At 64.6% G+C, this 24,530-nt stretch carries 26 protein-coding genes and 1 other RNA gene; 20 read left to right on the forward strand and 7 right to left on the reverse strand.

Features of this window, described 5'->3' with window-relative positions; genetic code table 11:
• Positions 1 to 145 precede the first annotated feature (145 nt).
• Complete coding sequence (locus tag AC1RWI_RS30665; RefSeq protein WP_043343633.1) at positions 146 to 604, reverse strand: Lrp/AsnC family transcriptional regulator; 459 nt, start codon at positions 602 to 604, stop codon at positions 146 to 148.
• A 60-nt stretch (positions 605 to 664) separates the two neighbouring features.
• Positions 665 to 1,261, reverse strand: coding sequence for a cysteine dioxygenase family protein (locus AC1RWI_RS30670; protein WP_492870192.1), 597 nt, complete (start codon positions 1,259 to 1,261; stop codon positions 665 to 667).
• A 174-nt stretch (positions 1,262 to 1,435) separates the two neighbouring features.
• Here AC1RWI_RS30670 and AC1RWI_RS30675 point away from each other — a divergent pair, with 174 nt between their 5' ends.
• The 6 genes from AC1RWI_RS30675 to AC1RWI_RS30700 all read left to right on the forward strand — a co-directional run bounded on the left by AC1RWI_RS30675 (position 1,436) and on the right by AC1RWI_RS30700 (position 7,374).
• Positions 1,436 to 2,407: a LysR family transcriptional regulator gene (locus AC1RWI_RS30675; protein WP_492870193.1), complete on the forward strand. Its 972-nt coding sequence runs from the start codon at positions 1,436 to 1,438 to the stop codon at positions 2,405 to 2,407.
• Between the two features lie 177 nt (positions 2,408 to 2,584).
• Complete coding sequence (locus tag AC1RWI_RS30680; protein WP_492870194.1) at positions 2,585 to 3,892, forward strand: Glu/Leu/Phe/Val family dehydrogenase; 1,308 nt, start codon at positions 2,585 to 2,587, stop codon at positions 3,890 to 3,892.
• Positions 3,893 to 4,256: 364 nt separating this feature from the next.
• Positions 4,257 to 5,156, forward strand: coding sequence for a glutamate/aspartate ABC transporter substrate-binding protein (locus AC1RWI_RS30685; protein WP_043343641.1), 900 nt, complete (start codon positions 4,257 to 4,259; stop codon positions 5,154 to 5,156).
• A gap of 63 nt (positions 5,157 to 5,219) precedes the next feature.
• Positions 5,220 to 5,948 (forward strand): amino acid ABC transporter permease, encoded by a 729-nt coding sequence (locus AC1RWI_RS30690; protein ID WP_043343644.1) that lies wholly within the window; start codon positions 5,220 to 5,222, stop codon positions 5,946 to 5,948.
• A gap of 11 nt (positions 5,949 to 5,959) precedes the next feature.
• Positions 5,960 to 6,643, forward strand: coding sequence for a glutamate/aspartate ABC transporter permease GltK (gltK, locus tag AC1RWI_RS30695; RefSeq protein ID WP_441640554.1), 684 nt, complete (start codon positions 5,960 to 5,962; stop codon positions 6,641 to 6,643).
• On the forward strand, positions 6,640 to 7,374 hold the full coding sequence (locus AC1RWI_RS30700) for an amino acid ABC transporter ATP-binding protein (protein ID WP_043343647.1): 735 nt from the start codon (positions 6,640 to 6,642) through the stop codon (positions 7,372 to 7,374). The genes gltK and AC1RWI_RS30700 overlap by 4 nt, the downstream gene beginning before the upstream one ends.
• 145 nt (positions 7,375 to 7,519) lie before the next feature.
• Here AC1RWI_RS30700 and AC1RWI_RS30705 read toward each other — a convergent pair whose 3' ends face one another.
• Positions 7,520 to 8,350, reverse strand: a complete 831-nt coding sequence (locus tag AC1RWI_RS30705) for a class II glutamine amidotransferase (RefSeq protein ID WP_043343649.1) — start codon at positions 8,348 to 8,350, stop codon at positions 7,520 to 7,522.
• Between the two features lie 130 nt (positions 8,351 to 8,480).
• Here AC1RWI_RS30705 and AC1RWI_RS30710 point away from each other — a divergent pair, with 130 nt between their 5' ends.
• The 5 genes from AC1RWI_RS30710 (at position 8,481) to rnpB (ending at position 13,253) form a co-directional block, all read left to right on the forward strand.
• Entirely contained in the window at positions 8,481 to 9,569 is a 1,089-nt protein-coding gene (locus AC1RWI_RS30710) for a tartrate dehydrogenase (protein WP_043343651.1), read from the forward strand.
• Positions 9,566 to 10,906: a glycerate kinase type-2 family protein gene (locus AC1RWI_RS30715; protein ID WP_492870196.1), complete on the forward strand. Its 1,341-nt coding sequence runs from the start codon at positions 9,566 to 9,568 to the stop codon at positions 10,904 to 10,906. Before AC1RWI_RS30710 ends, AC1RWI_RS30715 begins: the two co-directional genes overlap by 4 nt.
• 46 nt (positions 10,907 to 10,952) lie before the next feature.
• Complete coding sequence (gene pyrC, locus AC1RWI_RS30720) at positions 10,953 to 11,987, forward strand: dihydroorotase (protein WP_492870198.1); 1,035 nt, start codon at positions 10,953 to 10,955, stop codon at positions 11,985 to 11,987.
• A gap of 20 nt (positions 11,988 to 12,007) precedes the next feature.
• Entirely contained in the window at positions 12,008 to 12,868 is an 861-nt protein-coding gene (locus AC1RWI_RS30725) for a DUF3025 domain-containing protein (RefSeq protein WP_492870199.1), read from the forward strand.
• A 43-nt stretch (positions 12,869 to 12,911) separates the two neighbouring features.
• Positions 12,912 to 13,253, forward strand: an RNA gene (rnpB, locus tag AC1RWI_RS30730) — RNase P RNA component class A.
• 83 nt (positions 13,254 to 13,336) lie between these two features.
• On the opposite strand, the gene AC1RWI_RS30735 is transcribed toward rnpB, so the two are convergent.
• Positions 13,337 to 13,759, reverse strand: a complete 423-nt coding sequence (locus tag AC1RWI_RS30735; RefSeq protein ID WP_043343658.1) for an OsmC family protein — start codon at positions 13,757 to 13,759, stop codon at positions 13,337 to 13,339.
• A 765-nt stretch (positions 13,760 to 14,524) separates the two neighbouring features.
• Here AC1RWI_RS30735 and rplM point away from each other — a divergent pair.
• The 5 genes from rplM (at position 14,525) to erpA (ending at position 17,304) form a co-directional block, all read left to right on the forward strand.
• Positions 14,525 to 14,953 (forward strand): 50S ribosomal protein L13, encoded by a 429-nt coding sequence (gene rplM / locus AC1RWI_RS30740; RefSeq protein ID WP_006156415.1) that lies wholly within the window; start codon positions 14,525 to 14,527, stop codon positions 14,951 to 14,953.
• An 11-nt stretch (positions 14,954 to 14,964) separates the two neighbouring features.
• The gene (gene rpsI, locus AC1RWI_RS30745; RefSeq protein ID WP_006156414.1) at positions 14,965 to 15,357 is read left to right on the forward strand and encodes a 30S ribosomal protein S9; all 393 of its coding nucleotides are present in this window, start codon (positions 14,965 to 14,967) and stop codon (positions 15,355 to 15,357) included.
• Between the two features lie 270 nt (positions 15,358 to 15,627).
• Positions 15,628 to 16,377 (forward strand): DUF6776 family protein, encoded by a 750-nt coding sequence (locus tag AC1RWI_RS30750; RefSeq protein ID WP_043343666.1) that lies wholly within the window; start codon positions 15,628 to 15,630, stop codon positions 16,375 to 16,377.
• A gap of 34 nt (positions 16,378 to 16,411) precedes the next feature.
• Positions 16,412 to 16,825, forward strand: a complete 414-nt coding sequence (locus tag AC1RWI_RS30755; protein ID WP_174427448.1) for a bactofilin family protein — start codon at positions 16,412 to 16,414, stop codon at positions 16,823 to 16,825.
• A gap of 110 nt (positions 16,826 to 16,935) precedes the next feature.
• A complete protein-coding gene (gene erpA / locus AC1RWI_RS30760; protein ID WP_017225530.1) occupies positions 16,936 to 17,304 on the forward strand; it encodes an iron-sulfur cluster insertion protein ErpA in 369 nt (122 codons plus the stop codon).
• Positions 17,305 to 17,377: 73 nt separating this feature from the next.
• Here erpA and AC1RWI_RS30765 read toward each other — a convergent pair whose 3' ends face one another.
• Positions 17,378 to 18,175, reverse strand: coding sequence for a phytanoyl-CoA dioxygenase family protein (locus AC1RWI_RS30765; RefSeq protein WP_043343676.1), 798 nt, complete (start codon positions 18,173 to 18,175; stop codon positions 17,378 to 17,380).
• 92 nt (positions 18,176 to 18,267) lie between these two features.
• Between AC1RWI_RS30765 and AC1RWI_RS30770 the strand changes: the two genes are divergently transcribed.
• The gene (locus AC1RWI_RS30770; protein WP_492870201.1) at positions 18,268 to 19,182 is read left to right on the forward strand and encodes a LysR substrate-binding domain-containing protein; all 915 of its coding nucleotides are present in this window, start codon (positions 18,268 to 18,270) and stop codon (positions 19,180 to 19,182) included.
• 16 nt (positions 19,183 to 19,198) lie between these two features.
• Here the strand turns inward: AC1RWI_RS30770 and AC1RWI_RS30775 are convergent, their stop codons facing one another.
• Together AC1RWI_RS30775 and AC1RWI_RS30780 are read right to left on the reverse strand one after the other, a co-directional pair.
• Positions 19,199 to 20,341: an anhydro-N-acetylmuramic acid kinase gene (locus AC1RWI_RS30775; protein ID WP_043343683.1), complete on the reverse strand. Its 1,143-nt coding sequence runs from the start codon at positions 20,339 to 20,341 to the stop codon at positions 19,199 to 19,201.
• A gap of 23 nt (positions 20,342 to 20,364) precedes the next feature.
• Entirely contained in the window at positions 20,365 to 21,744 is a 1,380-nt protein-coding gene (locus tag AC1RWI_RS30780; protein ID WP_043343687.1) for a M23 family metallopeptidase, read from the reverse strand.
• A 229-nt stretch (positions 21,745 to 21,973) separates the two neighbouring features.
• On the opposite strand from AC1RWI_RS30780, the gene tyrS reads away from it, so the two are divergent.
• The 3 genes from tyrS (at position 21,974) to AC1RWI_RS30795 (ending at position 24,511) form a co-directional block, all read left to right on the forward strand.
• A complete protein-coding gene (gene tyrS, locus AC1RWI_RS30785; RefSeq protein WP_043343692.1) occupies positions 21,974 to 23,215 on the forward strand; it encodes a tyrosine--tRNA ligase in 1,242 nt (413 codons plus the stop codon).
• 19 nt (positions 23,216 to 23,234) lie between these two features.
• Entirely contained in the window at positions 23,235 to 23,735 is a 501-nt protein-coding gene (gene dtd, locus AC1RWI_RS30790) for a D-aminoacyl-tRNA deacylase (protein WP_043343696.1), read from the forward strand.
• A gap of 116 nt (positions 23,736 to 23,851) precedes the next feature.
• Positions 23,852 to 24,511, forward strand: a complete 660-nt coding sequence (locus tag AC1RWI_RS30795; RefSeq protein WP_492870202.1) for a YbhB/YbcL family Raf kinase inhibitor-like protein — start codon at positions 23,852 to 23,854, stop codon at positions 24,509 to 24,511.
• The last annotated feature ends 19 nt before the right edge of the window (positions 24,512 to 24,530 follow it).

The following is a 24,530-nucleotide window of genomic DNA, read 5'->3' on the forward strand; positions in this document are numbered from 1 at the left end:
CTCGTCTTGGTCTTGCGTGGCATACATGCTCCTTGGTGACATGTTATGCCCTAAACACAAAATCTCTGACAGGCCCCGTTTTGGCGGCGATGGCTCTTGAGCGCAAGATGCCATCGCCGCTCAAGGAAACAGCGACCAACCCCAATCACGCATAATCCAGAGGCAAAGCAGTCGTGTACTTGATCTGCTCCATGGCAAAACTGGAACTGACATCAGCCAGCTCAGCGCCTTGGATCAGCTTCTTGTACACGCGGTCATACGCGGCAATATCCGGCACCACCACGCGCAGCAGGTAATCGGTGTCCCCGGCCATGCGATAGAACTCAGTCACCTCGGGGATCGAGGCGACCAGGTCATGAAAGGTCTTGAGCCATTTGACGCTGTGCTGGCTGGTGCGGACCGAGACGAATACCGTCACGCCCACATTCAGCAGCGCGGGGTCCAGCAGCGCCACCCGCTTGCGTATCACGCCGCTTTCCTCAAGCTTCTGCACGCGCCGCCAGCACGGCGTGGAGGTGAGGCCCACCCGCTCGCCCAGCTCGGCCACCGGCACGGTGGCGTCTTCCTGGAGAGCGGCAAGTATCTGGCGGTCGTATCGGTCCATGGCAAATCCTGTTGGCGCGCAGCGTCGTCCGGGTGCCTGGCCGAGCGCCGCCCGCAAGACTCAGGCCGCGTCCACCAGCAGGTTCACACCGCTGCAGATGTGTTCCTGGTCCACCCCATAAATATGCAGCGACACGGCCACCGCGTCGCTGTCGTTGCCAAGCGCATGGATATGGCGCAGCCCGGCCGGCACGCTGAAGGTATCGCCCACCGTGCGCGTGATCTCGCCGCACGGATGCGCCTGGCGCGCTTGCGCGTCCCAGCGGTAGTGGCGCTCATGCAGCGTGCCGCGCAGCACCCGGTAGGCGCACCAGGTCAGGTGTCCGTGCACCGGGCTGTGCTGCCCCGGCCGCCAGACGATCAGCATGGCGGAGAAGCGCGCCAGCGGATCGGCATGTACCAGATGACGCACATAGCCCTCAGCCGAGCCTTCGCGCAGCGATTCCGGCAGCAGCGCCAGCAGCGTGGCGGCGTCCGGCAGGCTGGCTTCGATGCCTTGCGCCACCATGCGCGCGCTGGCGGCAAAGGCGCACGACATGCCGTCGGACAGCGGGGCAAAGAGATCCGGCTGGCCGTCGGCCGTGTCGAGGGTGCCAAGGACGCCGGTGCTGCGTGCGTGGCTGGCAACATCGGTAACGGCGGCTTGCTGGGTGGCCATGACGGGCTCCTTGTTGGTTTGCGACCATCATAGCGTCCGTCCCGGAGCAAGCACGTGCGTCTTGTCGTGCAAATCCGGACGTGAGTGTAATCGTATTCCAATAAAAATTGAAAATATAGAATATTATTCCTGGCGGTGGCGAAACCGCGGGAAGCCGGTGGATAATGCCGCCTCATGGAAATCAAGTGGCTTGAAGACTTCGTCAGCCTGGCCGAGACGCACAGCTTCTCGCGCTCGGCCGAGCAGCGTCATGTAACGCAGCCCGCGTTCTCGCGCCGGATCCAGTCGCTGGAGTCCTGGGTGGGCACGGAGCTGATCGACCGCTCCAGCTATCCCACCAGCCTGACACCAGCGGGCAAGGTGTTCTACGAGCAGGCCCTGGCCATGCTGGCGCAGGTCAGCGAGACCCGCGCGCTGATGCGGGGGCAGCGTTCGGCCAATGCCCAGGTGCTGGAGTTCGCGGTGCCGCACACGCTGTCGCTGACGTTCTTCCCCGAATGGCTCAAGGCAGTGGAGCGCGAGATCGGCACGCTGCCGTGCCGGCTGCGTGCGCTCAACGTGCATGACGCCGTGCTGGCGCTGGTCGATGGCGGCTGCGACCTGGTGATGGTCTACCACCATGCGCGCCAAGCTATCCAGCTTGATCCCGCGCACTACGACATGATGGTGCTGGGCACCGAACGGCTGTCGCCATACAGCGTGCCGGACGCCACCGGCAAGCCTCTGTACCGGCTGCCGGGCACGGACAAGAAGCCGGTGCCCTTCCTCAGCTATACGCCCAATGCCTTCCTTGGCCGCATGGTCGACATGCTGCTGTCGGAGACCACCGACGCGCTCAAGCTCGACAAATGCTACGAGACCGATATGGCCGAGGCGCTCAAGGTGATGGCGCTGTCCGGGCATGGCATGGCCTTCCTGCCGGAGAGCGCGGTGCGCGAGGAACTGCTCCAGCACCGGCTGGTGCGCGCGGAGGCCGCGCGTGGCGCGGCGTTGTCGATCGACATGGAAATCCGGCTTTACCGGGAGAAGCCGGGCGAACACGTCAACGAGCGGCGCAGCGCGCAGGTTCGCAACAAGCGCCAGCTGGTGGAACGCGTGTGGTCTTCGCTGGCAGCGCAGGCCTTGCCCGCACTGCCGAAACCTTGAAGGCGCGCAACTGGCGCGCCGGGCACACCGCCACATAGCCGGGAAGGCCGGCATGGGGCGGCACGGGGCCTTGGTCAAAGGTTATGCAAAGCATGCATAACGGGATAATCAAACGGCATTGGCTTCGGCGGGGCCGCCTCCCCTAAGCTGGCGGCACCTTCACACCGGAACCAAACGATGTCTTCCGCAGCGCCGTCCAATCCTGCCGTCAAGAACCACACCTTGCCTTCCTACCTGAACGCCGATGCGCTCGGGCCCTGGGGCATCTACCTGCAGCAGGTCGATCGTGTCACGCCTTACCTGGGCTCGCTGGCCCGCTGGGTCGAGACCCTGAAGCGCCCCAAGCGTGCGCTGGTGGTGGACGTGCCGATCGAGATGGATAACGGCACCATTGCCCACTTCGAAGGCTACCGCGTGCAGCACAACATGTCGCGCGGCCCGGGCAAGGGCGGCGTGCGCTTCCACCAGGACGTGACCTTGTCGGAAGTGATGGCCCTGTCGGCCTGGATGTCGGTCAAGAACGCCGCGGTCAACGTGCCGTACGGCGGCGCCAAGGGCGGTATCCGCGTCGATCCGCGCACGCTCTCGCGCTCGGAGCTGGAGCGCGTCACGCGCCGCTATACCAGCGAAATCAACTTCATCATCGGGCCCAACAAGGACATCCCGGCGCCCGACGTCAACACCAATGAACAGGTGATGGCATGGATGATGGACACCTACTCGATGAACTCCGGCAGCACCGCCACCGGTGTGGTGACCGGCAAGCCGATCTCGCTGGGCGGCTCGCTGGGTCGCCGCGAGGCAACCGGCCGCGGCGTGTTCGTGGTGGGTTCCGAGGCGGCGCGCAACCTCGGCCTTGAGATCAAGGGCGCACGCATTGCCGTGCAGGGCTTCGGCAATGTCGGCGCCGTGGCCGCCAAGCTGTTCCATGAGGCTGGCGCCAAGGTGGTGGCGGTGCAGGACCACCGCACCGCGCTGTACAACCCGGCCGGCCTGGATGTGCCCGCCATGATGGAATATGCCTCGCACAGCGGCACCATCGAGGGCTTCCAGGGCGAGACCATCTCCGCCGAGCAATTCTGGCACGTGGACTGCGAAATCCTGATCCCGGCCGCGCTGGAAGGCCAGATCACAGCCCAGAACGCGCCCCACATCAAGGCACGCATGGTCATCGAAGGTGCGAATGGCCCGACCACGCCCGAGGCCGACGACATCCTGCGCGAGCGCAATATCCTGGTGGCGCCCGACGTCATCGCCAATGCTGGCGGCGTTACGGTCTCCTATTTCGAATGGGTACAGGACTTTTCCAGCTTCTTCTGGACCGAAGAGGAAATCAACCAGCGCCTGGTACGAATCATGCAAGAGGCATTCCGGGCGATCTGGCAGGTCGCTCAGGACAACAAGGTTACCTTGCGCACGGCCGCCTTCATCGTGGCGTGCACGCGGATTCTGCAGGCGCGCGAAATGCGCGGTCTCTATCCCTGATGCCTGACGCGGCTTGGCGCCGCAGCGTCGCCATCTGGCGATGCTGCGGCGCAACAGGTCTATCCAGGATTGGTAACGCGGCTGCCGGGCTTCCCGGCAGCCGCGTTGTCGTATGCGCTCGCTGCCCCCACGCGCCAGGGGGCTCCCGTGCTGGCGAGGCCTTGGCTCAAGGCCGGCCCGATGCGCTGGCGCAACGGCTTTACGGCAATGGCGACATGTCTCGCTTGCCTTGCAAACCATGCCTTGGATGGCGCTGTTAGGGGAAAAACCCGTTGTCTTGAGTGCTTGCCTGCGCAATACTATTTCGTCGGCGGGTGGTTTTTTGTTAGAGTCCCGCCTTTCTCTTCATGGTCAAGGAGATGTTATGAATGTTGCCAAGTTGGCTTCCCTGATGATTGCTGCTGGCGTGCTGTGCGGTACCGCGCAAGCTGCCGAGCAACTGACGGGCACGCTGCAGAAGATCAAAGACACCGGTGTGATTACGCTTGGCGTTCGTGAGTCGTCGATTCCGTTCAACTACAACCTCGGCGGCGTGCGCCAGGTCGGTTATTCCTACGATATCAATGTCAAGATCGTGGAAGCGATCAAGGACCAGCTGAAGCTGCCGAACCTGCAGGTCAAGGAAATCCCGATCACCTCGCAGAACCGCATCACCCTGCTGCAGAACGGCACCATCGACATCGAGTGCGGCTCGACCACCAACAACCTCGAGCGCCAGAAACAAGCATCGTTTACCACCAGCATCTTCATCATCGGCACCCGCATCATGGTGAAGAAGGATGGCGGCATCAAGGACTGGGCCGACCTCAAGGGCAAGAACGTGGTGACGACCGCCGGCACCACCTCGGAACGCCTGCTGCGCAAGATGAACGATGACCAGAAGCTGGGCATGAACATCATCAGCACCAAGGACCATGGCCAGTCGTTCCTGACGCTGGAATCGGGCCGCGCCGTCGCCTTCATGATGGACGACGCATTGCTGTTCGGCGAACGCGCCAAGGCCAAGAACCCGGCCGACTGGATCGTGGTGGGCAAGCCGCAATCGCGCGAGTCCTATGGCTGCATGATCCGCAAGGACGATGCACAGTTCAAGAAGCTGTCGGACACCGTGATCACGGGCATGATGAAGGATGGCTCGATCAACACGCTGTACACCAAGTGGTTCCAGCAGCCGGTCCCGCCCAAGGGCCTGAACCTGGACTTCCCGCTGTCGGAAGACATGAAGGCACTGTTCAAGACGCCGAACGACAAGGCACTCGACTGATACTGGGATTCCGGTTGTGTGAAACGGAAGGCATGTCCTTCCGTTTCTTTTTGAGGACACATCATGAACTACAGCTGGCATTGGGGTGTATTCCTCGAACAAGCGGCCCAGAACGAGACCTACCTGGACTGGATGATTTCCGGCCTGAAGGTCACCATTGCACTCGGGCTCTCGTCGTGGATCATCGCCCTCGTCATCGGCTCCGTGCTCGGCGTGCTGCGCACGGTGCCCAACAAGTGGCTGTCCGGCCTGGCCGCGACCTACGTCGAGATCTTCCGTAATATTCCGCTGCTGGTGCAGTTGTTCATCTGGTATTTCGTCATGCCCGAGCTGTTGCCCGGCGGCGAGTCGTTCAAGCAGATGAACCCGTTTGCCCAGCAGTTCCTGGCGGCCATGCTGTGCCTGGGTACCTTTACGGCGGCCCGGGTCTGCGAGCAGGTGCGCTCAGGGATCAACTCGCTGCCGCCCGGCCAGCGCAACGCCGGCCTGGCGATGGGTTTCACGCTGGCCCAGACTTACCGTTATGTGCTATTGCCGATGTCGTTCCGCGTCATCGTGCCGCCGCTGACCTCGGAGTTCCTGAACATCTTCAAGAACTCCGCTGTGGCGTCGACCATCGGGCTGCTGGAGCTGGCGGCGCAGGGGCGCCAACTGGTGGACTACACGGCGCGCCCGTATGAGTCCTTCATCGCGGTGACCATCATGTACGCGCTGATCAATATCGTGGTCATGCTGCTCATGCGCTGGGTCGAAGGCCGCACCCGCGTGCCCGGCTTCATCGGCGGCAAGTAAGAGGACACGTCATGGCATATACATTCGATTTCAGCTCGATCAACGCGACCACGCTGGACGTGCTGGGCGAGGGGATGCTGGTCTCGCTCAAGATCACCGTTACCGCGGTGGTGGTCGGCATCGTCTGGGGCACCATCCTGGCGATGATGCGGCTGTCCTCCGTCAAGCCGCTGAACTGGTTCGCGCAGGGCTACGTCACCATCTTCCGGTCGATTCCGCTGGTGATGGTGTTGTTGTGGTTCTTCCTGATCATCCCGCAGCTGCTGCAAAAGGCCTTCAACCTGTCGCAGGCATCCGACCTGCGCATGACCTCGGCGCTGATTGCCTTTGCCTTGTTCGAGGCGGCGTACTATTCCGAGATCATCCGCGCGGGTATCCAGAGCGTGTCGCGCGGGCAGATGTTCGCCGCGCAGGCCATGGGCATGACCTACGGGCAGTCGATGCGGCTGGTGATCCTGCCGCAGGCCTTCCGCAACATGGTGCCGCTGCTGCTCACGCAAGGCATCATCCTGTTCCAGGATACGTCGCTGGTCTACGTGAGCGCGCTGGCGGACTTCTTTGGCCAGGCCTACGGTATCGGCGAGCGTGATGGCCGCATCGTGGAGATGCTGCTGTTCGCCGGGCTGGTGTATTTCATTATCTGTTTCTCCGCATCGCTGCTGGTCAAGCGTTACCAGAAAAAGGTGGCCGTATGATTGAAATCAATAACGTCTCCAAGTGGTACGGCGCCTTCCAGGTGCTGACCGATTGCACCACCAAGGTCGCCAAGGGCGAAGTCGTGGTGGTGTGCGGCCCCTCGGGTTCGGGCAAGTCGACGCTGATCAAGACCGTTAACGCGCTGGAGCCCTTCCAGAAGGGCGACATCACGGTGGACGGCACCTCGGTGGGCTCGCCCAAGACCAACCTGCCCAAGCTGCGTTCGCGCGTGGGCATGGTGTTCCAGAACTTCGAACTGTTCCCCCACCTGTCGATCACCGAGAACCTGACCATCGCCCAGACGAAGGTGCTCGGCCGCTCGAAGGAAGAAGCCATGGCGAAGGGCCTGAAGTACCTGGACCGCGTGGGCCTCAAAGCCCAGGCGGCCAAGTTCCCGGGCCAGCTGTCGGGCGGCCAGCAGCAGCGCGTGGCAATTGCCCGCGCGCTGTCGATGGATCCGATCTGCATGCTGTTCGACGAGCCGACCTCCGCGCTGGACCCGGAGATGGTCAACGAAGTGCTGGACGTGATGGTGCAGCTGGCGCAGGAAGGCATGACCATGATGTGCGTGACCCACGAAATGGGTTTCGCGCGCAAGGTCGCCAACCGCGTGATCTTCATGGACCAGGGCAAGATCGTCGAGGACTGCGCCAAGGAAGAGTTCTTCGGCAATATCGACGCGCGCTCCGAGCGGGCCAAGCAGTTCCTGTCGAAGATCCTGCATCACTGATGCGGGCCGCCGCCCCGATGGGCGGCAGGATGCAAAAAGGGACGCCTCGGCGTCCCTTTTTGTTTGGCGCGTGGCGCTGCCGCAGACAGTACAAGGGGTATGGCAAGGCCGCGCAACGATGCCAGAATCTCTTTGAAATGGCCTCTCAGGTGCAGGCGCTGTTGGCCGCGTTCTTGGCCTGGACTTCCGGCGGGATCGGCACCGTCAGCGTCATCACCGAGCGGCCTTCCTCGAACATCATCAGCTCGCCGGGCGCGAAGGCGGTCCAGGTTTCGTTGTCGGTCAGTGGCGCCGTGGCGATCACCGCCACGCGGTCGTCGGGCGTGGTGACCTGGGCGAAGTCGATCGACAGGTCGGCATCGATCAGGTGGGCGGTGGAGAAGGGCCACTGGCGCACGATGTAGTACAGGCGCGTGGAGCAGTGGGAGAACAACGCCTGTCCATTGGACAGCAGGTAGTTGAACACGCCGTGCTGCGTGATCTCGCGCGTGATGTCCGCCAGCGCGTGGCACAGCTCGTTGAGCGGCGGCTGCGAGCCTGGGAAGCGCTTGCGCAGCCCCTGCATCAGCGTGCAGAAGGCGAGTTCACTATCGGTGTCGCCGACCGGCTGGTAGACCCCCGACAGGAAAGGCGAGAAGTCCTTCAGGTCGCCGTTGTGGGCGAAGATCCAGTGCCGCCCCCACAGCTCGCGCATGAAGGGATGGCAGTTTTCCAGCCGCACCGTGCCCTGGGTCGCCTTGCGGATATGGGAGATGACGTTCTTGGACTTGATCGGGTAGCGCTTGACCAGCTCAGCCACGGGCGAGGTGCCGGCGGACTGGTTGTCGATGAACAGGCGGCAGGCCTTGTCCTCGAAGAACGCCACGCCAAAGCCATCGGCATGGTGATCCGTGACGCCGCCGCGGGCGGCGAAGCCGGTAAAGGAGAACGTCACGTCGGTCGGCGTGGCGCAGTTCATGCCGAGCAGCTGGCACATGGCGGGCACCGGACCGGCAGCAGGCTGCCGGATTGCAATAGAATGTTCCATTATCCGGCCTGCCCGGGTTATCTGCCAAGCGCAGCGCGTTTTTCCCCGATTTCAATACCGTTCAGCGGGCCCTCGAGACATGAGCAAATACAAGATCGCAGTCATCCCCGGCGATGGCATCGGCACCGAAGTGATGCCCGAGGGCCTGCGCGTGATGGACGCCGCCGCGCGCCGGTTCGGCATCGACATGCAGTTCGATCACTTCGACTTCTCCAGCTGCGACTACTACGCCCGCCACGGCAAGATGCTGCCGGACGACTGGTTCGACACCCTGGTCAAGTACGACGCCATCTACTTCGGCGCGGTGGGCTGGCCGGACGCCGTGCCCGACCATATCTCGCTGTGGGGCTCGCTGCTGCAGTTCCGGCGCTCCTTCGACCAATACGTCAACCTGCGCCCGGTGCGGCTGATGCCCGGTATCCGCAGCCCGCTGGTGGACCGCGACGGCCATGCGCGCAAACCGGGTGACATCGATTTCTACGTAGTGCGCGAGAACACCGAGGGCGAGTACTCGAGCATCGGCGGGCGCATGTTCCCCGGCACCGACCGGGAGGTTGTGATCCAGGAAACGGTGATGACGCGCACGGGCGTGGACCGCATCCTCAAGTTCGCCTTCGAGCTGGCGCAAAAGCGTCCGGCCAGGCATCTGACCTCGGCCACCAAGTCCAACGGCATCTCCATCACCATGCCGTACTGGGACGAGCGGGTGGAGGCCATGGCTACCCACTACCCCGGCGTGAAGGTCGACAAGTACCACATCGACATCCTCACCGCGCACTTCGTCCAGCATCCGGACTGGTTCGACGTGGTGGTCGCCAGCAACCTGTTTGGCGACATCCTGTCCGACCTGGGGCCGGCCTGCACCGGCACCATCGGCATCGCGCCCTCGGGCAATATCAACCCGGACCGCACCTTCCCCAGCTTGTTCGAGCCCGTGCACGGCTCCGCGCCGGACATCGCCGGGCGCGGCGTGGCCAACCCGATCGGCCAGATCTGGTGCGGCGCCATGATGCTGGAGCATCTGGGTCAGCCGGAAGCCGGCGCGGCCGTGCTGGGTGCCATCGAGAAGGTGCTGTCGGCCGGGCCGGAGCATGCCCCGCTGACCCGCGACATTGGAGGCAAGGCCGGCACGGCGGACCTGGGCCAGGCCATCGCGCAAGCGCTGTGAGTACGGCTGCCCAACCTTTGCCGGCCACCGCGGCCGACGCGCGCGCCCTGCTGCTCGATAGCTTCCATGCCGCGGTGGCGGCAGCGGATCCGCTGCGCATCGTGGCGGACCACCTGCCGTCGCCCCAGGCTGGCGGGCGTACCCTGGTGGTAGGCGCCGGCAAGGCCGCGGCATCGATGGCGCTGGCCGTGGAGCGCGCGTATGCCAGCCAGAACAGCGCGGTGCAGCTCGACGGCCTGGTGGTGACGCGCTACGCCCACGGCCTGCCGACCGAACACGTGCGCGTGATAGAGGCCGGCCACCCGGTGCCGGACGAGGCCGGCGAGCGCGCCGCCGCCGAGATCCTGGCGCGGGCTGGCGAGCTGGGGCCGGACGACAGGCTGATCGTGCTGGTGTCCGGCGGCGGCTCCAGCCTGCTGTCGCTGCCGGCCGAGGGCATCGGCATGGCGGACCTCAAGGCCACCACGCAGGAGCTGCTGCGCTGCGGCGCTCCCATCACGGATATGAATATCGTGCGCAAGCACCTGTCGCGCATCCAGGGCGGGCACCTCGCCCGGGCCTGCCGCGCGCCGGTGACCACGCTGATCGTGTCTGACGTGGCCGGGGACGACCCCAGCGCCATCGCTTCCGGTCCCACCGTGCCAGACGCCAGTACCTACGCTGATGCCCTGGCAGTCCTGCGCCGCTACGGTGCGGTGGTCCCGCCGGTGGTGCAGGCGTACCTGGAGCGCGGTGCGCGCGGCGAAGTGGCGGAAACGCCCAAGCCTGGCGATCCGCTGTTCGCGCGGGTTGAGAATCGTGTGATCGCTACCGCCCACGGCAGCCTGATGGCGGCAGCGGATCACTTTCGCGCGCGCGGCATCCAGCCGGTGGTGCTGGGCGACACGGTGACCGGCGAGGCGCAGGAAGTTGCCCGGGTCTACGCAGCGCTGGTGCGTGAGATACGCGCGTACAATGCGCCATTCGCGGTGCCCGTGGTGCTGATTTCCGGTGGCGAATGCACCGTCACGTTGCCGCAGGGCAATGGCGCGGCGGCTGGGAAGCCCCGTGGCGGGCGTTGCTCGGAGTTCCTGCTGTCGCTCGCCCTGGAGCTGGATGGCGTTGATAATGTGTACGCCATCGCGGCGGACACCGACGGCATCGACGGCTCCGAGGATAATGCCGGCGCGTCGCTGGACCCGTCCACGCTCGCGCGTGCGCAGGCTGCCGGCGCATCGGCGCGCGCGCGGCTTGACGCGCATGATGCCTGGGGCTTGTTCGACGCCGCCGGCGACCTCGTGGTGACGGGCCCCACGCGGACCAATGTGAATGACTACCGCGCCATCCTGATCCTGTAATCCCTGACAAGCGCCAGCCGCGACTGCCGGCCGGCCCCCGAAAGCCATGACCCAGACTCTCACCATTACCCGCCCGGACGACTGGCACCTGCACCTGCGTGACGGCACGGCCCTGGCCGCCGTCCTGCCGGATACCGCCCGCCAGTTCGCCCGCGCCATCATCATGCCCAACCTGAAGCCGCCCGTGACCACGGTGGCGCAGGCCGCGGCCTACCGCGGCCGCATCCTGGCCGCGCTGCCGGCGGGCATGGCGTTCGAGCCGCTGATGACGCTGTACCTGACCGACAAGACCACCGCCGAGGAAATCGTCGCTGCCAAGGCCAGCGGCTTCGTGCACGGGGTCAAGCTCTATCCGGCCGGCGCCACCACCAACAGCGATGCCGGCGTGACCGACCTGCGTCACTGCGCGGCAGCGCTGGAAGCCATGCAGCGCGTGGGCCTGCCGTTGCTGGTGCACGGCGAAGTGACCGATCCGGCGATCGACATCTTCGACCGCGAAGCCGTCTTCATCGACAAGGTCATGACGCCGCTGCGCCGCGACTTCCCTGCGCTCAAGGTGGTGTTCGAGCACATCACCACCAAGGATGCGGCCGAGTACGTGCGCGACGCGCAAGGCCCCGTCGCCGCAACCATCACTGCGCATCACCTGCTGTACAACCGCAACGCCATCTTCACCGGCGGCATTCGCCCGCACTATTACTGCCTGCCGGTGCTCAAACGCGAGACCCACCGCGAAGCCCTGGTGGCCGCGGCCGTGTCCGGCAGCGAGCGCTTCTTCCTCGGCACAGACAGCGCGCCGCACGCGCGCGGGCTGAAGGAACATGCCTGCGGCTGCGCCGGCTGCTATACCGGGCTGCACGCCATGGAGCTCTACGCCGAGGCCTTCGAAGCCGCCGGTGCGCTGGACAAACTGGAAGCCTTCGCCAGCTTCAACGGCCCGGCGTTCTACAGCCTGCCGCGCAATAGCGGCACGCTCACCCTGGTCCGCGAGGCGTGGGAGCTGCCGGCCGAACTGCCATATGGCGACACCACGCTGGTGCCGCTGCGCGGCGGCGAGACGCTGCACTGGAAGGCCCGCTAAGCCGCGCTGGCGAAGTGGAAGTGCAAGCACAGAGCCAGGTCCGGCTGGCGCTGGCTGCGGCGGTGGCGCAGATCGACTGGGCGCAGCCATGGTTCCGGCCGTTTGCCACCATCGGCTCGGCGCTGGACAGCGCGCTGCGAGGCGGTGCCGACCTGCGCGCCGTGCTCAGCGAAGTGGCTGCGCAGCGCGCGCTGCGCAATGCCCGCGGCGCGCCGCTGCGTTTCGTTGCGCAAGCCGAACTGCCGGCCGGCACGGCCTACGAGGCACATATTTACGCCACCGGCGCCGTGCCGACGCGCGACAACCTGCACGATTTCTTCAATGCGCTCATCTGGCTGCATTTTCCCCGTTCCAAACGCGTGCTGAACCGGCTGCAGGCCCGCGCCATCGCGGTGGCGGGCGTGCAGGGCAGCCGTGGCAGCCTGCGCGATGCCGCGACCTTGTTCGACGAGAACGCCATCCTGTTCCTGAGTGCCGACAGTGGCCTGGAGTCTGTTTTGCGCGGTTTTGGCTGGGAGCAGCTGTTCGTTGCGCGGCGGAGTGTCTGGGACGGTAGCGAGCATGCCGGCAGCCGTGACAGCACCGCCCGCTGCGGCGTGGTGCCCTTCGGCCACGCCTTGCTGGAGAAGCTGGTGCGGCCCTATAAGGCCCTGACCGCGCATGCATGGCCGCTGGCCGTCCCGCCGGCTGCAGGCGCCGCGCTCCCCGGCTCGCTCGACGATTCCGTGTGCGCCTCGCTCGAAGCGGCCGAGCTGCACAGCGGCCGCTTTGCGCCGTTACCGGTGCTGGGCATTCCCGGCTGGTGCGAAGCCAATCGCGATCCGGCCTACTATGCGGATACCACGGTGTTTCGTCGCGGGCGCCGCGCGCAGGCCGCATGAGGGTGGCCGGTTCGTGGCCAAACGGTGTTAGACTGCGGGCCGCAAAGCAGGCCAGACAATCGCTGCTTGCACCCTCGTGGTGCAAGGGGAGGAAAGTCCGGACTCCATAGGGCAGGGTGTTGGCTAATAGCCATCCACGGCAACGTGCGGAATAGGGCCACAGAGACGAGTCTTGCCATCGGGTTCGCCCGATGGGAAGGGTGAAACGCGGTAACCTCCACCTGGAGCAATCCCAAATAGGCAGGCATTGAGGCGGCCCGCTGAGCCTGCGGGTAGGGAGCTTGAGCCGGTCGGTAACGATCGGCCTAGAGGAATGATTGTCACGTGCCGGTAACCGCAAGGAAGCCGGCGCGCACAGAATCCGGCTTATCGGCCTGCTTTGCTTCTGATTCTTTAGCGTGACGCGCACCCATCCCAACTGGGCGCGCCACCGCCGGCTCCCCCCGGGGCTGGTCAGGCGCCAGGCGCCTACACCTCTACAATTTCCATCGTGTGCGTGATTTCCGCCGTCTTGGCCAGCATGATCGAGGCCGAGCAATACTTGTCGTGCGACAGGTGGATGGCGCGCTCGACCGCGCCGGGGTTCAGGTTGCGCCCGCTCACCTTGAAATGGAAGTTGATCTTGGTGAAAACCTTCGGATCTTCGCTGGCGCGCTCCGCTTGCAGCTTCACGCTGCAGCCGCGCACATCCTGCCGGCTCTTCTTCAGGATCAGCACCACGTCATAGGCGGTGCAGCCGCCGGTGCCCAGCAGGACCATTTCCATCGGACGCGGGGCCAGGTTGTGGCCGCCGCCCTCGGGCGCACCGTCCATCGCCACGATATGGCCACTGCCCGTCTCGGCCACGAAGCTCATGCCGTCGGTGCCCATCCAAGTTACTTTGCATTCCATTTTGTTCGATCCTGCGTTCTAGTGAGTGCGTATTCGATCATGAACACGCGATTTCAAAGCTTGCTTTTTGAGTATAGGCCACCTGGCTAGAAGCGCCGTAACTCGGCATTTTTCCCGAAAACTGAAGTTTTCTTCTAAGATGGCAGTGCCGTGACAGCGCGGCGCATTCTTAAGTTATTGATTTTATTGTATAAAAAGCATTCTTGTGCTTCGTCGTATGTTTTCATAATACGGAATGGCATTTCGCACTGCAAATTTCCTTGCGCTGGGAGAGCGCTCATGTATAATTTGCATCATTGAACGACGGCGCACAACACGGCGCAGAGTGCGAAAGCGAATCGGATGGTTTCAGCCACATTCGCCGGCCCGCACCGCGATCCAGCCCCGTCGATCTCCCGGTGTCTCCTCCACCCTCCTCCTTTGGTGGATTCAAACCCAAGCTCAATAGCTTGGGTTTTTTTTATTCTGCGCCTGCCAGACCCGATGCGCATCCTGCTGAAAAGTGCTTCATGGGTTTCTTTTGTGCTGCTTACTGCCATTCTGGATGGCGAGCAGCATACGGTGCGGCACCATCTTGGCGTTCTCCCCCAACTTTCCTTGTGCTCAGGCCTCAGTCCGCAGTATACTCGTAGGCTTTTCCGTCATGCCCGCGGGAAGGAATTCAGGGAGAGCCTGCACATACAAGCAGGAAGGTCAGATCCTAAGGGTCGGCCGACGACGTAAAGTCAATGTTTCGGGCAGGTTCTACAAGTCTCAGGAAAAATCATGAAGACCTTTTCCGCAAAGCCTGCAGAGGTTAAGCGCGACTGGTACGTGATTGACGCGACGGACAAAGTCCTCGGCCGTGTTGCCAGCGAAGTGGCACGCCGACTGCGCGGCAAGCACAAGCCGGAATTTACTCCGCACGTCGACACGGGTGATTACATCATCATCGTCAACGCAGGCAAGCTGCGTGTCACGGGTACCAAAGAAACCGACAAGAAGTACTATCGTCACTCGGGTTACCCGGGCGGCATTTACGAAACGACGTTCGGTAAGATGCAGCAACGTTTCCCGGGCCGCGCCCTGGAAAAAGCTGTGAAGGGCATGTTGCCGAAGGGCCCGCTGGGCTATGCGATGATCAAGAAGCTGAAGGTTTACGCCGAAGCCGAGCATCCGCATGAAGCGCAGCAGCCTAAAGCGCTGGAAATCTAAGGGGGCCATCCATGATCGGAAATTGGAATTACGGTACTGGCCGCCGCAAGAGCGCAGTGGCTCGGGTCTTCATCAAGTCGGGCAAGGGCGATATCATCGTCAACGGCAAGCCCATCAATGAGTATTTCGCTCGCGAAACCTCGCTGATGATCGTGCGCCAGCCGCTCGAACTGACCGCCAACGCACAGACCTTCGACATCAAGGTCAACGTCACTGGCGGCGGTGAAACGGGTCAAGCCGGCGCAGTGCGCCACGGCATCACCCGTGCACTGATCGACTACGATGCCACCCTGAAGCCGTCGCTGTCCAAGGCCGGTTTCGTCACGCGCGATGCGCGTGAAGTGGAACGTAAGAAGGTCGGTTTCCACAAGGCGCGTCGTCGGAAGCAATTCTCGAAGCGTTAATGTGTGTTCGGCGGGTCCGGTTCAACCGGATCTGGCCGTTCAGAAAAAACCGCACGGCTTGCCGTGCGGTTTTTTTTCGCCGTTGGCGCACGTGAAGCTGCGTGCAATGGGGTGCAACGGCAGGCTATCACCACGTTTTACAAATACTTTGCATCTCCCCGGATACAATCCCTGCTCTTGCCGCCCGGAGAACCCGACCATGATGCATTGGATGCGATGGCCTGCCGACCCGCTCCGCGCCCGCCTGCCGGTGCCGCGCATCCGCGGCGCATGAAGTATCGCGTGCTGCGCCCGCGCCGGGGCTCGCTATCCGGGAGCCTGGCGGTGCGTTCACATTTGCCGTGGCCGCTGCGCGTGCTGGGCGCCGCCGCGGTGCTCGTCGTCGTGCTTGTGGTGGTGGTGGTCGCCGCGCGTTGGGCATACGACGCTGGCCGGCGGCTGGCTGGTGCGCCGGATATGACGGCGGAGAACAAGGCGCTGCGCGAGCAGGCGGCGGTGATGACGGCTCAGCACGAGCGCTTGCAGGCGGTGGCAAACACCGCCGAGGCGCAGTTGCAGATGGCACGCAGCGCCCAGGAGGCGCTGGCCGGGCAACTGAAGACGGCGGAAGGCGAGGTCGCTCAACTCAAGGAAGACCTGGCATTTTTTGAGGGCCTGCTCCCGGCCAGCGGCAATACGTCCGGGATCCATGTGCGGAGTTTTCGCGTGGGTCTTGATGAAGCCGACCCGCTGAAGATGCACTATCGATTGCTGATAATGCAGGGTGGATCCAAGGCTTTTTCATCCTTGCCGGAGTTCCGCGGTGAGTTACAGTTGGTCGTTTCGCTGATGCGGGATGGCAAGCCGGTCACATTGAGCCTGCCGGAAAATGGCACCGGCTCGCTGCCCGGCCTGCGGGTCACGCACTACCAGCGGATCGAAAGCGCCTTCGCGCTGCCTGCCGGCGCCACGGTACGGGCGGTCACGGTACGAATTTTGCAAAACGGTCAGTTGCGCGCGACCCAGACGGCCATGCCGTGAGGGTGCGCTGGGCCAGCAACGAAAAAAGGGACCTATGTTGTTTTCCAAGAAGAAAGGCCTGTCGATCGATACCCTGATCGGCCAGCACAGCGTGATCCAGGGCGACCTGACGTTTTCGGGCGGCCTGCGCCTGGATGGCCGGGTACGCGGCAACGTGACGGCGGCCGCTGACCAGGCGAGCATGCTGGTCATCAGCGAAAAAGGCGTGGTCGAGGGCGAAGTCCGGGTCGGGCACCTGATTCTCAACGGCACGGTCACCGGGCCGGTGCACGCGACGGAGCTGCTGGAGTTGCAACCGCACGCCCGCGTGCAGGGCGAGGTGCACTACGCCGCGCTGGAAATGCACCAAGGGGCATTGGTGGAGGGCCGCCTCGTGCCGCTCGGCAATGCGCAGCCCAAGGCGCTGCCCAACCTGGTTCTGGCATCCGGTACGCAAGAATCCGCCTGATACGGCACCCGTGGCCAGGTTGCGCCAACAGAACCCCTTGAATTCACGGGGTTTCGGCACGATCTTCCCGGAGCGCTTAAAATACAGGCGTATCTACATAGGAGAACCCCATGAACGCAGTCGCAGAGGCACCCGTTACCGAGGACATGCCGGCCCCGTTCGTCTTTACCGACAGCGCTGCCGACAAGGTCAAGCAGTTGATCGAGGAAGAGGGCAATGCCGATCTGAAACTGCGCGTGTTCGTGCAGGGCGGCGGCTGTTCCGGCTTCCAGTATGGCTTCACCTTCGACGAAGAGGTGAACGAGGACGACACCACGCTGGACAAGAATGGCGTCACGCTGTTGATCGATTCGATGAGCTACCAGTATCTGGTGGGCGCCGAGATCGATTACAAGGAAGACATCAACGGCGCGCAATTCGTGATCAAGAACCCCAACGCAAGCACCACCTGCGGTTGCGGCTCTTCGTTCTCGGTATAAGGCTCGCAAGGGCGCCGCGGCTTCCGAGAGGTTCTCGCGGCATAAAAAAAGCGCACTTAGGTGCGCTTTTTTTTTAGGCGTCCCGGCGCCAGACCACCGGGAACCAGTCCTCGCGCATCCGCTCGCCGTTGGCCAGGCCGATTCCGGGGAAGGGCGGCGAGGTGCGGCCAGGCCGCTCCAGATAGCGCACGTCGTCGCCCAGGAAGCGTGCCGAGAAGGCGCGGCGGCGCCCCGTCCCGGTATTGCCCGCGGCACCATGTACCGTGCGGAAGTCGAACACCACGGCATCGCCGGGCTCCAGCTCCGGTATCAGGATTGCGTGGCTGCCGTCGTCCACGTCCGGCATCTCCATGAACTGGTCGCTGCCCGCATAGAAATTCTCATTGCTGGCCCAGCGCTTGGGCCTGACCAGTTTGGGCCAGCGGTGCGAGCCCAGCACCACGCGCAAGGTATTGGCGGTGGTGACCGGGTCCAGCGGGATCCAGTAGCTCGCGGTCTGCAGGCCATCCACGCAGTAGTAGGGCAGGTCCTGGTGCCACGGTGTGGGCTTTGCCGTGCCTGGTTCCTTGACCAGGATGTGCTCATGGAACACCTGGACGGCCTCGGCCTGCATGATGTGGCCGGCGATGGCTGCGGCCGGTGAGCGCCGGATGAAGTCGGCGAACGGCTGGATGCGCTCCCAGTTGCAGTAATCCTCGAAAAAGCGGCCACGCTCGCCGCTGCCGACGTTCTCGATGGCAAAAGGGCCCGGCTTCGCGAGATTCTGCTCGAATCCTTCGCGCAGCGGCGTCACCCAATCGGTGAAGGCGCCGCGCAATACCAGGGCGCCGTCGCGCTGGTAGGTGTCGATTTCGGCTGCGGTGATGTGCATGAGGGTCCCGTGGATGGCTGGCTTGGGACGAGTATCGGGGCAGGGCGCCAATAGGAAAAGAATATATTTCCTATGCTGTAGTATAGAAAATCATGATTGGATTCTCCTTCCGCCAGCTCGAGTACTTTGTCGCGGCCGCCGAGCACGGCAGCATCAGCGCGGCTGCCCGTGCGCGCCACGTATCGCAGCCTTCCGTGTCGCAGGCCGTGGCGCAGCTCGAGCAAACGCTGGGCGAGATCCTGTTTCGCCGCCAGGTCAGCCGCGGGCTGGAGCTGACGCCGGCTGGCCAGCGCTTGCTGGGCCGCGCCCGCGACATCCTGGCGCTGGCCGCAGGCCTTGCAACCGATGGCGTGGACCAGGCACAGGCACGCGGCCTTAGCGGGCAGCTGTCGCTGACGTGCTTCCAGGATCTTGGCGCCTATTACGTACCGCGGCTGCTGGCCGGCTTCCGGCGGCTGCATCCGCATGTTGCCGTGACGCTGTTCGAGGCCGACCTGGCCACGGTGCATCGCACGCTCGCTGCCGGCAAGGCGGAGCTGGCGTTGACCTACGATCTCGGCTTCGACCAGCGCATTGCACGCTGGGTACTTGCCCGGCTTGCCCCCTACGCGCTGCTGCACGCCGGCCATGCGCTGGCCGTCCAGCCAAGCGTGAGCCTGCAAGACCTGTCCGGCGAACGGTTGATCCTGGAGGATATTGCGCAAACACGTGAGTACTTCCTCTCGCTGTTCTGGGCGCACGGCTTGCGCCCGCAGCTGCACCAGTACACCCAGACCTTCGAGATGCAGCGCGGCCTGGTGGCGCACGGCTATGGCGTGGCGCTCTCGTGCACGCGTCCGGCAGGCGACCACAGTTATGACGGGCAGCCCATCGTTTGCTTGCCGCTGAGCGAGGCCGTGACGCCGCAGCGCGTGGTGCTGGCGCGTTCGCCGGCCATGCGGCCGTCGCCCGTCGCGCAAGCATTTATCCAGTGGGTTTGCGAGGCAGGCCACGCCGAGCCGGCGTGAGGGTGGCGAGGTGTCGCTATCGAGGGTAGAGCGCGCCCAGGACACGCGGGCCGGCCGCGCCGGTGACGGTGGGCACATTGCCCGGTGCTCCGCGCAGCATCTGCCGCGCCAGCCAGGCAAAAGCGATGCCCTCCACCTGCGATACGGGAACGCCCAGTTCGTCCGAGCTTTGCACCGCCACGGCGGGCAGCGCCTGCACCAGCAACGCCATCACCAGGTGGTTGCGGGCGCCGCCGCCGCACACGATCAGCCGCGCCGCGTCGGGCGCGTGCTGGCTGACATCGCGGGCGATGGCCCCGGCGGTCAGCGCGGCCAGCGTGGCCTGCACGTCGGCGGGGTCGAGTGCCGTGCCATGCTGGGAAAGATGATTTTCCAGCCAGGCGGGATGGAACAGGTCGCGGCCCGTGCTCTTGGGCGGGGCCACGCTGAAATAAGGCTCGGCCAGCAGGCGCGCCAGCAGCGCCTGGTCGACCTTGCCGCTGGCGCCCCAGGCGCCGTCGGCATCGTAGGCCAGGCCGTGATGCCGGTCGATCCAGTAGTCGAGCAGCACGTTGCCCGGGCCGCAGTCGAAGCCGGTGACCGGCCGCGCCGCGCTGCCTTCGCTGGCGGCGGGCAGCACGCTGATATTGGAGATCCCGCCGATATTGCAGGCCACCCGTGTCTGGGCGGCGTCGCCGAACAGCGCCTGGTGCACCGCCGGCACCAAGGGCGCTCCCTGGCCGCCGGCCGCCACGTCGCGGCTGCGGAAATCCGCCACCACGTCAATGCCCGTCAACTCGGCCAGCAGCGCGGGTTGCTGGCTCTGGCGGGTATAGCCGATGCCGTCGTACAAGCCGGGCCGATGGCGAACGGTCTGGCCGTGCGCGCCGATTGCCGCGATGGCGTCCGGCGCCAGCCCGGCATCGCGCAGCAGGGCCGCCACGCAAGCCGCATAGACGCGCGCCAGCCCATTGGCGGCCAGCGCCTCGCGGTGGATTTCATCGTCGCCGGGCTGCTGCAGCGCGCTGAACGCGTCGCGCAGCTCGGCCGGGAAGGGCTGGAAGGCTGCAGCCAGCACCGTGGGCCGTGGCCCCGAGAAATCGACCAGCACGCCGTCCGCGCCGTCCATGCTGGTGCCGGACATGATGCCGATAAAGCAATCTGGGGGCGAAATTGGCATGCTGGGCGCGCGGGCTCGATGGATCAATTGCTGGCCGAAGCCACGTTGTAGGTACGCAGCGCGTTGATGCGGCTAAGCATCTCGCTGGTATAGCTCAGGAACTGCTGGCGCGCCGGGCCGGACAGCGCGGGCGTGTCGAGCGCGGCGATGGCCAGCGGGTTCAGCGGCACATCGTTGACGCGGAACTCGTAGTGCAGGTGCGGCCCAGTGGCCCAGCCGGTCTGGCCAACGTAGCCAATGACCTCGCCTTGCGACACATGCTGCCCGCGCTTCATCGTGGCAAAGCCGGACAGGTGCGCGTAGTAGGTGGAGTAGCCGCTATGGTGCTTGAGGATGACGATGTTACCGTAGCCGTTCTGCTGGCCGACAAACTCGACTTCGCCGTCGCCGGTGGCCATCACCTTGGTGCCCGTAGGTGCGGCAAAGTCCACGCCCTTGTGCTGTGCCCAGTGGTGGTGCAGCGGATGGTCGCGTCCGCCGAAGCCCGACGAAACGCGCGAGAACTCCACCGGCGAGCGCAGGAACGGCCGCTTCATGCTGCGCCCGTCAAAGGTGTAGTACGCGCCCTGCTTGCTGCCTTCCGGTGCGTACCAGAGCGCCTGGTGCAACTGGTTGTGGTTGATCAGCTCGACCGCCATCACGCGCCCGTTGCGCACGAACGCACCGTCGCGAAAGCCCGCTTCGTAGACGATGCGGAAGCGGTCTCCACTGGTGATGTCATGGTGGAAATCGATCACGCCGGAGAAGATCGAGAGCATTTGCTGGACGATCTCGTCGGGCACATTGGCCGCGTCCATGGCCTTGAAGAAGCCACCCGAGGCAATGGCGCCGGACAGCATCTCGTAGTGCAGTTCGTTCTTCACCGACTGCACGCGGGCCTTGTAGACCGGATCGGCAGGGTCGCCCGCGCGTTCGATCACCAGTTCGCGGGAGGCGTTTGCGTCACCGCCGAGGTTGGCTTGCAGCGACACCAGCAGGTTGTTCTCGTCGACCTCGGCCTGCACCGTCTGGCCGGGATTGAGGTCGAACAGGCCGCGCGCGGTGGTGTTGCGCCGGATAAAGGCCTGCGCATCGGGGTCGTCCACGCCCAGCCGCTTGAGCAGGCTGGCAATGGTGTCGCCGCGCTGCATGCGCTCTTCGCGCACAAAGGTAGCGTCGGTTTCGGTAAGCTGTTCGAGTTGCGTGCGCAGATCGGGCAGGCGTATCGCCTCCCGGACACGCGGAGCCTGGGGGTCGTCGAAGGCACTACGGGGGGCCACGCCCATGGCGGCTGCCATGCCCAGCGTGAACACCGTACCCACCGCTGCTGTCAACTGCTTGCGCCGACGGGCGTGCAGGGCATTGGTAGGATCGACCAGAACCACCAGCTCCCGCGCGAAAACTTCGCGGAGTCTGGACCACATCACGTAAAATTCACTCTTTGTTTCGGGCTGCGTTGCCGCGACGATTTTTTTGCTTCGTCTGCCTTCCTCCCCGGAGGTGCGGCGCCTGCCATATTGGTTTGCCGCCTAGAATGGCGGTTGGCCCACGGGAACATTCCCGTTTGCACAAGAAGCGCGGATTATACCAAAACCGGCCGCAAGCCGTTTTGTGCCGCCATCTGAATTCTCATGTTTTTCAAAGACTTACGTCATGACTGAAGTTTCCTCCGGCGCTGCCACTACCTACCCCCTCACGCCCACCGTGATGCACGCCCTGGAGGTGTCCAAGCGCGGTTGCGACGAACTGCTGGTCGAATCCGAATGGCTGGCCAAGCTCGCGCGCAGCGAGGCCACCGGCGTGCCGCTGCGCATCAAGCTGGGGCTGGACCCGACCGCGCCCGATATCCATATCGGCCACACGGTGGTGCTCAACAAGATGCGTCAGTTGCAAGACCTGGGCCACCAGGTCATCTTCCTGATCGGCGATTTCACCTCCACCATCGGCGATCCGTCCGGGCGCAACGCCACCCGTCCTCCGCTCACGCGCGAGCAGATCGAGGCCAACGCCCAGACCTACTACAGCCAGGCCAGCCTCGTGCTCGATCCGGCCAAGACCGAGATCCGCTACAACAGCGAGTGGTGCGATCCGCTGGGCGCGCGCGGCATGATCCAGCTGGCGGCCAAGTACACCGTGGCGCGGATGATGGAGCGCGACGACTTCACCAAACGCTACCGCACTGGGATTCCGATTTCGGTGCATGAGTTCCTTTACCCGCTCATGCAGGGCTACGACTCCGTCGCGCTCAAGGCCGACCTGGAACTGGGCGGCACCGACCAGAAGTTCAACCTGCTGGTGGGCCGGGAGCTGCAGAAGGAATACGGCCAGGAGCAGCAGTGCATCCTGACCATGCCGCTGCTGGTGGGCCTGGATGGCGTGGAGAAGATGTCCAAGTCCAAGGGCAACTACATTGGCGTGACCGAAGCCCCGAGCGAGATGTTCGGCAAGCTGATGAGCATCTCGGATGACTTGATGTGGAAGTACTACGAGCTGCTGTCGTTCCGCCCCATGAGCGAGATCGACCTGATGAAGCAGGAGATCTCGCTGGGCCGTAATCCGCGCGACTGCAAGGTGATGCTCGGCCAGGAGATCGTCACGCGCTTCCACAGCGCAGCCGACGCCGACCGCGCGCTTGAGGATTTCAACCACCGCGCGCGTGGCGGCGTGCCCGACGAGATCCCCGAGGTCAGCCTTTCCGGCGCACCGCTGGGCATCGGCCAGTTGCTCAAGCAGGCCAACCTGGTGCCGTCCACGTCGGAAGCCAACCGCAATATCGAGCAGGGTGGCGTCAAGATCGACGGCACCGTCGTCAGCGACAAAGGACTGAAGATCGAGGCCGGCAGCTACGTCGTGCAGGTGGGCAAGCGCCGCTTCGCACGCGTGACGCTGGCTTGAGGCCGGGCAGGAACGGCTCATGATCGCGTTGATCCAGCGGGTCGCCCAGGCCCGCGTCACTGTCGATGGCCGCACCACCGGCGAGATCGGCGCCGGGCTGCTGGCGCTGGTCTGCGCCGAGCGCGGCGACACCGAAGCGCAGGCCGAACGCCTGCTCGCCAAGCTGCTGGCCTACCGTGTGTTCTCCGATGAGGCCGGCAAGATGAACCTGCCCGTGCAGGACATCGATGGCCGCGGCACGCGCGGTGGCCTGCTGGTGGTGTCGCAGTTCACGCTGGCCGCCGATACCAACAGTGGCACGCGGCCCAGTTTCACTCCGGCCGCGGCGCCCGCCGATGGCGAACGCCTGTACAACCATTTCGTGGCGCGTGCGCGCGCCGCGCACGGCGAGGTGCAGACCGGCGAGTTCGGCGCCATGATGCAGGTCAGCCTGGTCAACGACGGTCCGGTCACCTTCTGGCTGCGCGTGCCGCCGGCCGCGCCGTCCACCCACTCCCAGCTAGCCCAGGCAGGCCGTTGATGCGACAACGGCCTGCCGCAGTTCAGCTACCGACGCCGCTCGTCACCGCCGGGACCGGCCCTGGCTTGATCCCGCATGCCGCGCAGTGCGCGGCGCAACCCAGCAAGGAGAGAAACATGAAGCTCTGGAGCAAGGCATTCAGCGACAACGGGCCGATTCCCATCGAGTTCGCTTTCGGTGCGATCGACCCAGCCACCCACGTGACGCTGTCGAGCAACCGCAATCCCGACCTGCACTGGGACGAGGCCCCGGCCGAAACGCGTTCCTTCGTGCTGATCTGCCACGATCCGGACGTGCCCAGCCGTGGCGACGACGTCAACCAGGAAGGCCGCGAAGTGCCTGCATCGCTGCCGCGCGTGGACTTCTTTCACTGGGTGCTGGTGGATATTCCGATGGGGTTGCGCACCATCTCCGCGGGCACCCACAGCGAGGGCGTGATCGCGCGCGGCAAGCCGGGCCCCGAGGCCACCGGCGGCACGGCCGCGGCAGGCGGGCTGCGCCACGGCCTGAACGACTACACCGGCTGGTTCGCCGGCGACCCGGACATGAAGGGCGATTACTACGGTTACGACGGCCCTTGCCCGCCTTGGAACGACAGCCTGGTGCACCACTACGTGTTCACCGTCTACGCGCTCGACCTGGACCGCTTGCCGCTAGAGGGCACCTTCACCGGCGCCATGGTGCGCGAGGCCATCCAGGGCCACGTGCTGGCGCAGGCGGCCTGCACCGGTACCTATACCCTCAATCCGAAACTTGCCGGCCAGCCGGCGAAGTAAGCACGGGCCGCGCGGCGCG

It is taken from the genome of Cupriavidus sp. MPR-AND1C (genome assembly GCF_058809705.1).